10 protein-coding genes are annotated in these 12,285 nt (G+C 70.4%); 9 read left to right on the top strand and 1 reads right to left on the bottom strand.

Going from position 1 to position 12,285, the window contains the following annotated elements:
- The first annotated feature begins 134 nt into the window (after nt 1-134).
- From ACIOD2_RS02370 to mmsB, 7 genes are read left to right on the top strand one after another with little or no spacing between them, the layout of a single operon-like run.
- On the top strand, nt 135-1,166 hold the full coding sequence (locus ACIOD2_RS02370; RefSeq protein ID WP_400533327.1) for a LacI family DNA-binding transcriptional regulator: 1,032 nt from the start codon (nt 135-137) through the stop codon (nt 1,164-1,166).
- A gap of 56 nt (nt 1,167-1,222) precedes the next feature.
- On the top strand, nt 1,223-2,854 hold the full coding sequence (araB, locus tag ACIOD2_RS02375) for a ribulokinase (RefSeq protein WP_400533329.1): 1,632 nt from the start codon (nt 1,223-1,225) through the stop codon (nt 2,852-2,854).
- Nucleotides 2,854-3,531: an L-ribulose-5-phosphate 4-epimerase gene (locus ACIOD2_RS02380; protein ID WP_400533330.1), complete on the top strand. Its 678-nt coding sequence runs from the start codon at nt 2,854-2,856 to the stop codon at nt 3,529-3,531. The genes araB and ACIOD2_RS02380 overlap by 1 nt, the downstream gene beginning before the upstream one ends.
- 17 nt (nt 3,532-3,548) lie before the next feature.
- On the top strand, nt 3,549-5,048 hold the full coding sequence (gene araA, locus ACIOD2_RS02385; RefSeq protein WP_400533332.1) for an L-arabinose isomerase: 1,500 nt from the start codon (nt 3,549-3,551) through the stop codon (nt 5,046-5,048).
- Between the two features lie 28 nt (nt 5,049-5,076).
- Nucleotides 5,077-6,183 (top strand): multiple monosaccharide ABC transporter substrate-binding protein, encoded by a 1,107-nt coding sequence (gene chvE / locus ACIOD2_RS02390; RefSeq protein ID WP_400533333.1) that lies wholly within the window; start codon nt 5,077-5,079, stop codon nt 6,181-6,183.
- Nucleotides 6,180-7,700 carry a multiple monosaccharide ABC transporter ATP-binding protein gene (mmsA, locus tag ACIOD2_RS02395; protein ID WP_400533335.1) on the top strand — a complete coding sequence of 507 codons (1,521 nt, stop codon included), beginning with the start codon at nt 6,180-6,182 and terminating at the stop codon, nt 7,698-7,700. Before chvE ends, mmsA begins: the two co-directional genes overlap by 4 nt.
- A complete protein-coding gene (gene mmsB / locus ACIOD2_RS02400; protein WP_400533336.1) occupies nt 7,697-8,917 on the top strand; it encodes a multiple monosaccharide ABC transporter permease in 1,221 nt (406 codons plus the stop codon). Before mmsA ends, mmsB begins: the two co-directional genes overlap by 4 nt.
- Nucleotides 8,918-8,985: 68 nt before the next feature.
- On the opposite strand, the gene ACIOD2_RS02405 is transcribed toward mmsB, so the two are convergent.
- The gene (locus ACIOD2_RS02405; protein ID WP_400533337.1) at nt 8,986-10,485 is read right to left on the bottom strand and encodes a DUF1996 domain-containing protein; all 1,500 of its coding nucleotides are present in this window, start codon (nt 10,483-10,485) and stop codon (nt 8,986-8,988) included.
- A 249-nt stretch (nt 10,486-10,734) separates the two neighbouring features.
- Here ACIOD2_RS02405 and ACIOD2_RS02410 point away from each other — a divergent pair, with 249 nt between their 5' ends.
- Together ACIOD2_RS02410 and ACIOD2_RS02415 are read left to right on the top strand one after the other, a co-directional pair.
- Entirely contained in the window at nt 10,735-11,142 is a 408-nt protein-coding gene (locus tag ACIOD2_RS02410; RefSeq protein WP_400533339.1) for a hypothetical protein, read from the top strand.
- Nucleotides 11,139-12,266 carry an acyl-CoA dehydrogenase family protein gene (locus ACIOD2_RS02415; protein ID WP_400533340.1) on the top strand — a complete coding sequence of 376 codons (1,128 nt, stop codon included), beginning with the start codon at nt 11,139-11,141 and terminating at the stop codon, nt 12,264-12,266. The genes ACIOD2_RS02410 and ACIOD2_RS02415 overlap by 4 nt, the downstream gene beginning before the upstream one ends.
- Nucleotides 12,267-12,285: the final 19 nt, after the last annotated feature.

Genomic DNA, 12,285 nt, shown 5'->3' on the forward strand with positions numbered 1-12,285 from the left:
GGCGCCCGGCTCGCGTGACGAGACCGTTACGCGGGCCAGGCTTGACCGCGCCGGTGTTATCGCTAACACTGACTCCTCGCCGTCACCTGAACGAGTGACGGGGACCACGTCGACGGGGACGGAAGGGGTTGTCGGTGGCCGAACGAGCGCGCCCTGGTGGACCCCTCAACGGGGCCCGGCAGCCGAGCCTGACCGACGTCGCCGGGCGGGCCGGGGTCTCGCACATGACCGTGTCCCGCGTCATCAACGGGACCGGCCCGGTACGGCCCACGACCCGCGCCCGGGTGCTCGCCGCGATCGAGGAACTGGGCTACCGCCCCAACTCCGCCGCCCGCGCACTGGTCACCGGGCGCACCGGCACGCTCGGCGTGCTCGCCCTCGAGTCCAATCTGTACGGTCCGGCCAGCACCCTCTACGGCATCGAGAACGCCGCCCGCGAAGCCGGGTTCGCCATCACGATCTCCAGCGTCAGCCGCCCCGGCCGGTCGTCCATCGCGGACGCCGTCGAGAACCTCCGCGGCCAGGCGGTCGAGGGCATCATCGTCATCGCGCCGCACGTCACCGCCGGACGGGCCCTGGACGCCGCGCCTGACGACATCCCGCTGGTCGCCGTCGGCGGCGGGGACGACGCGCCGGTCCCGGTGATCGCCGTCGACCAGCGTGACGGCGCCCGCCGCGCCACCGAACACCTGCTGGCCCTGGGCCACCGCACGGTCTGGCACGTCGCCGGGCCGGAGGACTGGCTCGAAGCGCTCGACCGCGAGGCCGGCTGGCGTGAAACCCTCGAACGCCACGGCGCTCCGGTGCCGAAGGTCGTCCGCGGCGACTGGAGTTCGCGCTCAGGCTACGACGCCGGACGCGCGCTCGTCGGAGAAAAGGACCTGGACGCCGTCTTCGCGGGCAACGACCAGATGGCCCTCGGCCTCCTTCGCGCGTTCGCCGAAGCCGGGATCTCGGTGCCGGGCGACGTCCGCGTCGCGGGCTTCGACGACGTGCCCGAGGCGGCCTACTTCACGCCGCCGCTCACCACGGTCCGGCAGGACTTCATCGAGCTCGGCCGGCGCACGTTCGGCCTGCTGGCCACGCGGATGAGCGGGGGCGACCGGCACGACCGCGCGCTGGTCGCGCCCGAGCTGATCGTGCGGGAGAGCACCGGACCGCGATAGCCGTGCGTCGGCTCAAGCGCCAAGTGTTAGCGCTAACAGAAGGAAGTGAACCGGCAGTGTCAGCAGATCCCCTCGTCGTCGGCGTCGACTACGGCACGCTCTCCGGGCGCGCGGTCGTCGTCCGCGTGCGGGACGGCGCCGAGCTGGGCAGCGCCGTGACGGAGTACCGCCACGGCGTCGTCGACCGCGCGCTCCCGGCGACCGGGCGGGCACTGCCGCCGGAGTGGGCGCTGCAGGTGCCCGCGGACTACGTCGACGTCCTGCGCACCGCCGTCCCCGCCGCACTGGCCGACGCCGGCGTGGACCCCGCCGATGTGATCGGCATCGGCACCGACTTCACCGCCTGCACGATGGTCCCGGCCACAGTGGACGGAACGCCGCTGTGCGAGCTGCCCGAGTTCGCCGAGAACCCGCACGCCTACGTGAAACTGTGGCGGCACCACGCCGCCCAGCCGCAGGCCGACCGGATCAACGAGCTGGCCCGCGCGCGCGGCGAGAAGTGGCTGCCGCGCTACGGCGGGCTGATCTCTTCGGAGTGGGAGTTCGCCAAGGGCCTCGAGCTGTTCGAAGAGGCGCCGGACGTGTACGCGGCGACGCGGCACTGGGTCGAGGCGGCCGACTGGATCGTCTGGCAGCTGACCGGCACGTACGTCCGCAACGCCTGCACGGCCGGGTACAAGGGCATCCTGCAGGACGGCCAGTACCCGAGCCGTGACTTCCTCCGCGAACTCGCGTCGGGCTTCGAGTCCTTCGTGACCGACAAGCTCGAGCACCCGCTCGGGCAGCTGGGCGACCGGGCGGGCACGCTGACCGCCGAAGCAGCCGCGTGGACCGGCCTGCCGGAGGGGATCGCGGTCGCCGTCGGCAACGTCGACGCGCACGTCACCGCCCCCGCCGCGCGGGCCGTCGAACCCGGGCAGCTGGTCGCGATCATGGGCACCTCGACGTGCCACGTCGTGAACGGCGCCGAACTCCGCGAGGTCCCCGGCATGTGCGGGGTCGTCGACGGCGGCATCGTACCCGGGCTGTGGGGCTACGAGGCCGGGCAGAGCGGCGTCGGCGACATCTTCGGCTGGTTCGCCGAGCACTTCGCCCGTGAAAGCCACGACCAGCTCACCCGGCTCGCCGCCCAGCAGGAGATCGGCGAACACGGGCTCGTCGCGCTGGATTGGCACAGCGGCAACCGTTCGGTGCTCGTCGACCACGACCTCTCCGGCGTGCTCGTCGGGCAGACCCTGGCCACCCGCGCCGAGGACGTCTACCGCGCGCTGCTGGAGGCCACCGCGTTCGGCACCCGCAAGATCGTCGAGACGTTCACCGAGGCCGGCATCCCCGTCACCGAGCTGATCGTCGCGGGCGGCCTGACGAAGAACGCCCTGCTGATGCAGATCTACGCCGACGTCACCAACCTGCCGCTGTCGGTCGTCGGCTCGGCACAGGCGCCCGCGCTCGGCTCCGCGATCCACGCCGCCGTCGCGGCCGGGGAGTACCCGGACATCCGCGCGGCGGCCGGGGAGATGGGCTCGGCCCGGTCCGCGGTGTACCAGCCGGTGCCCGCGCACGTCACGGCCTACGACGAGCTCTACACCGAGTACACGACCCTGCACGACTACTTCGGCCGCGGCGCCAACGACGTCATGCACCGCCTGGCCGCCCGCCGCCGAGCTGTCGCGAAAGGACGGTCCTGATGTCCCTGACCGGCGAAGTCCTCGACACCGTCGCGGAACTGCGGGAGACCGTGGCGAACCTGCACGGCGAGCTGACCCGCAACGCCCTGGTCATCTGGACCGCGGGCAACGTCTCGGCGCGGGTCCCCGGCCGCGACCTGATGGTCATCAAGCCGTCCGGGGTGTCCTACGACGACCTGTCCGCCGACACCATGGTGGTCACCGACCTGCACGGCGAGCTGGTGCACGGGGAGCTGGCGCCGTCGTCCGACACCGCCGCGCACGCCTACGTCTACCGCGAGATGCCGGAGATCGGCGGGGTCGTCCACACCCACTCGACCTACGCCACGGCGTGGGCCGCGCGCGGTGAGCCGATCCCGTGCGTGCTCACGATGATCGCCGACGAGTTCGGCGGCGACGTCCCGGTCGGCCCGTTCGCCCTGATCGGCGACGACTCGATCGGCCGCGGTCTCGTGGAGACCCTGCGCACCAGCCGCTCCAAGGCGGTCCTGATGCGCAGCCACGGCCCGTTCACCGTCGGCCGCACCGCCCGCGACGCCGTCAAGGCCGCCGTGATGGTCGAGGACGTCGCCCGCACCGTGCACAAGGCCTTCGAGCTGGGCACGCCCGAACCCCTGCCGCCCGAGGACGTCGACCGGCTCTACGCCCGGTACCAGAACGTCTACGGCCAGCAATGATCGCGATGAGGAGAACGATGACTTCCGCGGCCAAACCGCAGCTCTGGTTCCTGACCGGGAGCCAGGCCCTCTACGGCGAGGAGACCCTCGAGCAGGTCGCCGGCCAGTCCCTGCGCATCCAGCAGCTCCTCGCCGGCACCGGCGGGCTGCCGGCCGAGATCGTCGGCAAGCCGGTGCTGACCGAGGCCTCCTCGATCCGCCGGGTGCTGCAGGAGGCCAACGCCGACGCCGCGTGCGTCGGCGTGATCGCCTGGATGCACACCTTCTCGCCGGCGAAGATGTGGATCACCGGGCTGGACGCGCTGCGCAAGCCGTTGCTGCACCTGCACACCCAGCTCAACGAGGCCCTCCCGTGGTCCACGATCGACATGGACTTCATGAACCTCAACCAGGCCGCGCACGGCGACCGCGAGTTCGGGTTCGTCCAGACGCGGCTCGGCCTCCCGCGCAAAACCGTGGCCGGGCACGTCACCGACCCGGTCGTGGTGGCCCGGATCGACGCGTGGGCGCGCGCGGCCATCGGCGCCGACCACCTGCGGAACCTGCGCCTGGCCCGGTTCGGCGACAACATGCGCGACGTCGCGGTCACCGAGGGGGACAAGGTCGAGGCCGAGCGACGGTTCGGCGTGTCGGTCAACACCTACGGCGTCAACGAGCTGGTCGAGCTGGTCGACGGGGTATCCGATGTGGACGATCTCCTGGCGCGGTACGCCGAGGACTACGCCATCGTGCCGGAGCTGGCCGCCGGGGGAGCGCGGCACGAGTCGCTGCGCTACGCGGCGAAGATCGAGGCCGGGCTGCGCGCGTTCCTCGACGACGGCGGCTTCGGCGCGTTCACGACGAACTTCGAGGACCTCGGCGGCCTCCGCCAGCTGCCGGGCCTGGCGGTCCAGCGGCTGATGGCCGACGGTTACGGCTTCGGTGGCGAAGGCGACTGGAAGACGTCCGCGCTGCTCGCCGCGGTGAAAGCGATGGGCACCGGCACCGGGCTCGGGACGTCGTTCATGGAGGACTACACCTACCACTTCGGGCCGGGCACGCCGAAGATCCTCGGCGCGCACATGCTCGAGGTCTGCCCGAGCATCGCCGCGGCGACGCCGTCGTGCGAGATCCACCCGCTCGGCATCGGCGGGCGGGAAGACCCGGTGCGGCTGGTGTTCGACGCCGCGCCCGGCCCCGGTGTCACCCTCGGCCTGGTCGACCTCGGCGACCGGTTCCGCCTGGTGGCCAACGAGATCGACGTCGTCCCGCCCGACGAGCCGCTGCCGAACCTGCCGGTCGCGCGGGCGGTGTGGCAGCCCGCGCCGACGCTGGCGACGTCCGCCGAGTCGTGGATCACCGCGGGCGGCCCGCACCACACCGTGCTCACCCAGGCCGTGGGCACGGAGACCCTTCGCGACTTCGCGAACCTGCTCGGCGTCGAACTGCTGGTGATCGACAAGGACACCACGCCACACGGCTTCGCCGACCGCATCCGCTGGAACCAGGCGTACTACCGGCTCGCACAAGGCTTCTGAAGATGCTTCTGAGAAAGGAAACGGAACAATGAGGTTCACCAGAACAATGGCGGGGATCGCCGCCGCGGGGCTCGTGCTCACGCTCTCGGCGTGCGGTTCGAGTGAGAAGACCGCCGACCAGGCGCCGGCGTCCGGTGCCGCGAGCGCGGCGGGCGGTTTGGTCGGCGTCACGATGCCGACCAAGTCGTCGGAGCGCTGGATCCACGACGGCGACAACATCAAGGCCGCGCTGGAGAAGCTCGGTTACAAGGTCGACCTGCAGTACGCCGAGAACGACATCCCGACCCAGGTCAACCAGATCGAGAACCAGATCACCAAGGGCGCGAAGCTGCTGGTCATCGCCTCGATCGACGGCACCGCGATCACCACGCAGCTGCAGGAGGCCGCCGACCGCAAGATCCCGGTCATCGCCTACGACCGGCTGATCCGCAACTCGCCGAACGTCGACTACTACGCCACGTTCGACAACTTCAAGGTCGGCGTCGAGCAGGCGAACTCGCTGGTCAAGGGCCTCGGCGACGGTGCCGGTCCGTTCAACGTCGAGCTGTTCGCCGGTTCGCCCGACGACAACAACGCGACGTTCTTCTTCAACGGCGCGATGTCCGTGCTCAAGCCCCTGATGGACAGCGGCAAGCTGGTCGTCAAGAGCACCCAGACCGACTTCGCCCGCGCGGCGATCCTGCGCTGGGACCCGGCCACCGCGCAGCGGCGGATGGAAGACCTGCTCACCAAGACCTACACCGGTGGCGCGAAGGTCTCGGGCGTGCTTTCGCCGTACGACGGCCTGTCGATCGGCATCCTCTCGGCCCTGAAGAGCAACGGCTACGGCACCGCCGGCCAGCCGTACCCGGTGGTCACCGGGCAGGACGCCGAGGTCGCGTCGGTCAAGTCCATCATCGCCGGCGAGCAGTACTCGACGATCTTCAAGGACACCCGCATCCTCGCCGACACCACGGTGAAGATGGCCGACGCGGTGCTCAAGGGCGGCAAGCCCGAGGTCAACAACACCACCGACTACGACAACGGCAAGAAGGTCGTCCCGTCGTTCCTGCTGCAGCCGGTGACCGTGGACAAGGCCAACTACCAGAAGGAGCTCGTCGACTCCGGTTACTACACGGCGGGTCAGCTGAAATGACCGAACTGCTCGGCATGCGCGGGATCACCAAGACCTTCCCCGGGGTCAAGGCGCTGTCGGACGTCACCCTTTCCGTGAACAGCGGCGAGATCCACGCGATCTGCGGAGAGAACGGCGCCGGGAAGTCCACCTTGATGAAGGTGCTTTCCGGCGTCTACCCGCACGGGACGTACGACGGCGAGATCCACTTCGACGGGCAGCGGTGCGAGTTCGGTTCGGTGCGCGACAGTGAGCGGCGCGGAATCGTGATCATCCACCAGGAGCTCGCGCTGTGCGGGCAGCTCTCGATAGCGGAGAACATCTTCCTCGGCAACGAACGCGACAAGCGGGGCTGGATCGACTGGAACCGCACCAACCACGAGGCCGGCGCGCTCCTGCGGCGCGTCGGCCTCGGGGAGAACCCGGTGACCCCGGTGCGCGACCTCGGTGTCGGCAAGCAGCAGCTCGTCGAGATCGCCAAGGCACTGTCCAAGGAGGTCCGGTTGCTGATCCTCGACGAGCCGACCGCGGCGCTCAACGACGAGGACTCGGCGCACCTGCTCGACCTGCTGCGCGAGCTGCGGGCCGACGGTGTCACGTGCGTGATCATCTCGCACAAGCTCGGTGAGGTGACGGCGATCGCCGACACCGTCACGATCCTGCGGGACGGCCGCACGATCGACACCCTCGACGCGGCCGGGCTGACCGAGGAACGGATCATCACCGGGATGGTCGGCCGCGACCTCGAGCACCGGTTCCCGCCCCGGGAACCGGACATCGGGGAGGAGGTGCTGCGGATCGAGGACTGGACGGTGCACAGCCCCACGCAGGCGGGCCGGGTGGTCGTCGACCACGCGTCGCTTTCGCTGCGGCGCGGGGAGATCGTCGGGCTGGCCGGCCTGATGGGCGCGGGCCGCACCGAGCTCGCGATGAGCGTGTTCGGCCGGTCCTACGGCAAGGACATCTCCGGGCGGATCCTCAAGCACGGCAAGGAGATCGACGTCCGGTCGGTGCGCGACGCCGTCCGCCACGGCATCGCCTACGCCACCGAGGACCGGAAGCGGTACGGGCTCAACCTGATCGAGGACATCCAGCGCAACGTGTCCGCGGCCGGGCTGGGCAAGCTCGCGAAGCGGGGCTGGGTCAACGAGCACGCCGAGCACGACACGGCCGTCGGGTTCCGCCGGGACCTCTCGATCAAGGCGCCGACCGTGCGCAGCGTGACCGGGAAGCTCTCCGGCGGCAACCAGCAGAAGGTCGTGCTGGCCAAGTGGATCTTCACCGACCCGGACGTGCTGATCCTCGACGAGCCGACCCGCGGCATCGACGTCGGCGCGAAGTTCGAGATCTACTCGATCATCAACGCCCTCGCCGCGCAGGGGAAGGCGGTGCTGGTCATCTCGTCCGAGCTGCCGGAGCTGCTCGGGCTCTGCGACCGGATCTACGCGCTGTCGGCCGGGCGGATCACCGGCCAGGCCACGCGCGAGGAAGCCACCCAGGAACTGCTCATGCAGTACATGACGAAGGAACGGGAATGACCACGACCGAAGCGCGGCCCGACGCGCCCCCGGTCGAGCACTCCGCCCGGCGGATCTCGATCAACCCGCGCCAGAGCGGCATCTACGTCGCGTTCGCGCTGATCGTGGTGCTGTTCGAGGTGCTCACCGGTGGTGCGCTGCTGGAGCCGCAGAACATCTCCAACATCATCGTGCAGAACTCCTACGTGCTGATCCTCGCGATCGGGATGATCCTGGTGATCATCTCCGGGCACATCGACCTGTCCGCCGGGTCGGTCGTCGCGATGACCGGCGCGGTGTCGGCGGTGCTGATGGTGAACTGGCACCTGCCGTGGTTCTGGGCGGTGCTGGTCACGCTCGTCGTCGGCGCGGTGATCGGCGCCTGGCAGGGCTACTGGGTCGCCTACTTCGGGATCCCGGCGTTCATCGTGACGCTGGCGGGGATGCTCGTGTTCCGCGCGCTGACCCTGACCGTGCTGGGCAACCAGGGCATCGGCCCGTTCCCGGACACGATCCGCACGCTGTCCAACGGCTTCACCGACGGCTACCTGGGCAACATCGGCCTCGGCCCGCTGGGCGGCGCCGACCTGGTCTCGCTGCTCGCCGGCGTCGCCGCCGTGGCCGGGATCGTCTTCACGCAGTGGCGCAAGCGCTCGGCGCGGCTGGGTTACGGCCAGGACGTCGACCCGTTCGCGATCTTCGTGCTGAAGATCGCCGGGGTCGCGGTGATCGTGCTCGCGCTGGTCGTGCAGCTGGCCCGGTTCAAGAACCTGCCGTGGGTGCTGATCCTGCTGGCGGCACTGGTGCTCGGCTACTCGCTGGTGGCCGGGAAGTCGGTGTTCGGCAGGCACATCTACGCCGTCGGCGGCAACCTGCAGGCGGCGACGCTGTCCGGCGTCAAGGTCAAGTCGGTGACGTTCTGGATCTTCGTCAACATGGGCGTGCTGGCCGCGCTGGCCGGGATCATCTTCGCCGGCCGGCTGAACCAGGCGGGCCCGACGGCGGGCATCAACTTCGAGCTGGACGCGATCGCGGCGGCGTTCATCGGCGGCGCGGCGGTCCAGGGCGGCGTCGGCAAGGTGGTCGGCGCGATCACCGGCGGCCTGATCATGGCCGTCATCAACAACGGCATGTCCCTGATCGGCGCCCCGAGCGAGCGGGTGATGCTGGTGAAGGGCGTCGTCCTGCTGGCGGCGGTCGCGTACGACATCTGGACAAAACGCCGCGCGGCTTCCTGACCCGGAAGTCCGTGAAGGCCACATCGAGGGACTCAGAGTCCCTCGATGTGGCCTTCACGGACAATCGGCTACTGCGAGCAGCGGCGGCCGCTGTTGATGCACTTGACGACCTGGTTCATCAGGCACTGGCCCATGACGTTGGCGAAGTCGTCGTGGTCCGAGCGGGGGTTGTGGCTCTCCTGCGGGAAAGCGTCCACTTTGTACTGGCCCTTGACCTGGATGTCGTGCGGGATGTTGTAAACGAGCTTGATCACCAGCTGCGGCACGTTCTTGAAGCCCTGCGGGCACTTGCCCTGCTGGTCGGCGAACACGATGTGCGTGCGGTGGTTCGTGCTGTCGATGTTCTTGCCGTCCCAGCAGTTCGGGAAGGCGTGGATCCGCTCGACCTTGCTGTTGCCCGGGCAGATCGGGTAGTGGTCGGTCAGCCGGTCCTCGAAGCCGGTGCACGTCCAGCTCGGCCGGGCGTTGGCCGGGCCGTTGGTGCTCTGCTTGGCGTCGCCGTAGAGGATGCGCAGGAACTGCGGCATCGCGACGACCTTCCGCGCGCCACCGCTGGTGAACGAGATGGTCGCGGACTGGACGCGCTGGATCTCGCCGTCGTTGCCGGCGACCTCGTTCTGGTCGTTCACGCCGGGCAGCTCCGCGGCCGTGCCGTCGGCCTGCTTCTGCTCCTTCTTGCCGGCCGAGGCGCCCTTGTCGCCGTCGCTGTTCTGGCCGCCGTTGTCGAGACCGCCCTGGCCGCCCTGCTTGAGCTTGCACGCGGCGAGCCCGCCGAGGTTCGTCGGCTTGGCCGCGTTGCGCCCGATCGCCGTGGCGATCCGGTCGAGCACCGCGGTCCGCTTGTCCTTGAGCGGGCCCACGACGGCGTTCTGGACGTCCTGCGCGGACTTCAGGTCACCCTTGGCGATCCGCTTGTTCGCCTCGTCGATCTGCTGGTCGATCAGCGTGAGGTTGCGGTTCACCTCGTCCATCGCCTGGTCGGGGACGTCTTCGGGCAGCTGGCTCGCGACGTCCGGGCAGTCGACCTGCGTGGAGGCGTTGTCCTTGGCCGCGCCGGCGCGGTCGGCGGCCGGCACGCTGGCGGGCGGGTTCGCCTCGGCTTCCTCTTCCTCGCCGGTGTCGATGCGCACGACCGGCCAGTAGTAGGCGGACTTGTCACCGTTCTTGCAGGTGGTGCCGGCCTTCGACAGGCTCTTGTTGTTGGAGTCGGCGTTCGTCGAAAGGTTGCCGACGTAGTCGTGCAGGTGCTGGGCGCCGTTGCGGACACCGGGCTGCGCGATGAAGTTGTCGGGGTTGAAGTGGCCGTTTTCGTTGCGGCCGCAGTTCACCGTGAACGTGCCGCGCGCGCCTTTCTGCTGCAGCGCCTTGTTCACGTTGTTGCCGGCGGGGACCTTCGCGATGTCCAGGAAGAACGACGGGTCGGCGGGGTCGGCGCTGGCTTCACCGGTCTTGCCGGCGGTGGTCGCGACGACGATGCCGCCGACGGCGATCGCGAGGGCGAGGCCGCCGGTCGCGATCTTCGTTCTGCGGGAAATGCGGTGCCGGCCCGTGGCGGGGGATCGGGACATGGAGTTGTTCACCTCGTTAGGTTTTCCGGGCACGGCGATGACAGCTGCGTGCCCGGCTGGGAGAACGCGCGGAACCCGGGGGAGTGCCATCGCACGCGGGCTGTCGGGGACCGCGTCCGGTGTCACTGGTTCCGGCATTGGCTGAAACGGCCAGAAGTCGGGGGCGGTTCAAACCGCGATTCGGCCGTTACCGGTTCGTTACCTTCGCTTCGGCGGCTAGTGTGCGGGTGACGTGATCCGGAGGGGTGGATGACTGTGGTGTGGTCGTTGACGGAGCTGGAAGCCGTGTTGCGGGAGTGCTGGGACGAGCGGACCTGCGACCCGTCCGACACCTGGGACGCCGGGAACCCCGCCGGCGGGCACTGCAGTGTCACCGCGATGGCCGTGGCGGAGCTCCTCGGCGGCGTCCTGCTGTGCTCGGAGGTGTTCCGGCCCGACGGTGAGCGCGCCGGACTGCACTACTGGAACCGGCTGCCCAGCGGCCTGGAGCTCGACCTCACCCGGGAACAGTTCCGCGACGGCGAGCAGTTCGGCCCGGTGTCCGCGCACGCGCCGATCCGCCGTCCCGGCGCCCGCATGGCCACGCGTTACGACATCTTCGCGTCCCGCGTGCGCGCGCGACTGGGTGGCTCGGTGCCGCAGGGAATCCCGGCGTGACGGTTTCGGACCGGTGGAGTACTCCCGCCTTCGAGGCGGCGCTGACCGAGGTGGCCCGGCGCGCCGGGGAGTTCGCGCGGCTGCGGCACGTCCCGCGTGACGTCGTCGGGAAGTTCAAGCTCGCCGGGTTCTACCGGGCGACCACGCCGCGGCGGTTCGGCGGGGACGCCCGGCCGCCCGCGGAGTTCCTGCGCGCGGTCGAGCGGATGTCCGAAGTGGACGGTTCGGCCGGCTGGGTCGCCAGTTTCGGCGCGTCGGGCGTCTACCCGGCCGCGTTGCCGCCGGAGACCCAGGCCCGGCTCTACGCCGACGGGCCGGACGTCGTCTTCGCCGGAGCGCTCTTCCCGGTGCAGCCCGCCGAGGAGGTCCCGGGCGGGTTCCGGGTCTGCGGGCAGTGGCGCCTGGCCAGCGGCAGCCTCGCGGCCGACTACGTCGGTGTCGGCATCGGGGACGGATCGTCGGGACGGCCGCGCACCGCGGTGCTGCCCGCGTCGCAGGCCGAGGTCGTCGACACCTGGGACGCGGTCGGGCTGCGCGGCACCGGCAGCCACGACCTGCGGGTGGACGGCGTCGACGTCGCGGCCGAGTGGACGTTCGTCCGGGGTGGCGGCGCGACCGTCGACGAGCCGCTCTACCGCTACCCGGCCCTCGCCTACGCCGCGCAGGTGCTCGCCGTGGTGAACCTCGGCATCGCCCGCGCCGCGCTGAACCACGTGACCGGCTTCGGGGCGGGCCGCACCGGGCTCACCGGCGGCCCGAAACTGGCCGACCGAGCCTACGCGCGGATCGCCCTGGGGAAGGCCGAGGCGGAGCTGCGTTCGGTGCGCGCGTTCTTCTACGAAGCCACCGAAGAGGTCTACGAGACGGCGTTGTCGGGCACCCCCGGGCCGGAGCAGGTGAGCCTGCTGCGGCTGGCGGCGGCGCACGCGGCGCGGGTCGGGTTCGCCGTCGTGCAGGCCGCGTTCAGCCTGGGCGGCACCGCCGCGATCGACAGCGACCACCCGCTGCAGCGGTACCTGCGCGACGCCGCCGTCGTGCCGCAGCACGCGTTCCTCACCGAAGGCGTGTACGACGGCGCGGGCGCGGTGTTCTTCGGCGCCGATCCGTTCCCCGGCTACCTCTGACCGGCTCGTGCCAGGATGG

This window comes from Amycolatopsis sp. NPDC088138 (genome assembly GCF_044741685.1).
In the GTDB taxonomy this organism is placed as follows: Bacteria; Actinomycetota; Actinomycetes; order Mycobacteriales; family Pseudonocardiaceae; genus Amycolatopsis.

Bases quoted from the DNA above. Each gene is read 5' to 3' on its own strand.
- ACIOD2_RS02380 (WP_400533330.1), top strand. From the start codon at position 2,854: ATGTCCCTGACCGGCGAAGTCCTCGACACCGTCGCGGAACTGCGGGAG.
- araA (WP_400533332.1), top strand. From the start codon at position 3,549: ATGACTTCCGCGGCCAAACCGCAGCTCTGGTTCCTGACCGGGAGCCAG.
- chvE (WP_400533333.1), top strand. From the start codon at position 5,077: ATGAGGTTCACCAGAACAATGGCGGGGATCGCCGCCGCGGGGCTCGTG.
- mmsA (WP_400533335.1), top strand. From the start codon at position 6,180: ATGACCGAACTGCTCGGCATGCGCGGGATCACCAAGACCTTCCCCGGG.
- mmsB (WP_400533336.1), top strand. From the start codon at position 7,697: ATGACCACGACCGAAGCGCGGCCCGACGCGCCCCCGGTCGAGCACTCC.
- ACIOD2_RS02405 (WP_400533337.1), bottom strand. From the start codon at position 10,485: ATGTCCCGATCCCCCGCCACGGGCCGGCACCGCATTTCCCGCAGAACG.
- ACIOD2_RS02410 (WP_400533339.1), top strand. From the start codon at position 10,735: ATGACTGTGGTGTGGTCGTTGACGGAGCTGGAAGCCGTGTTGCGGGAG.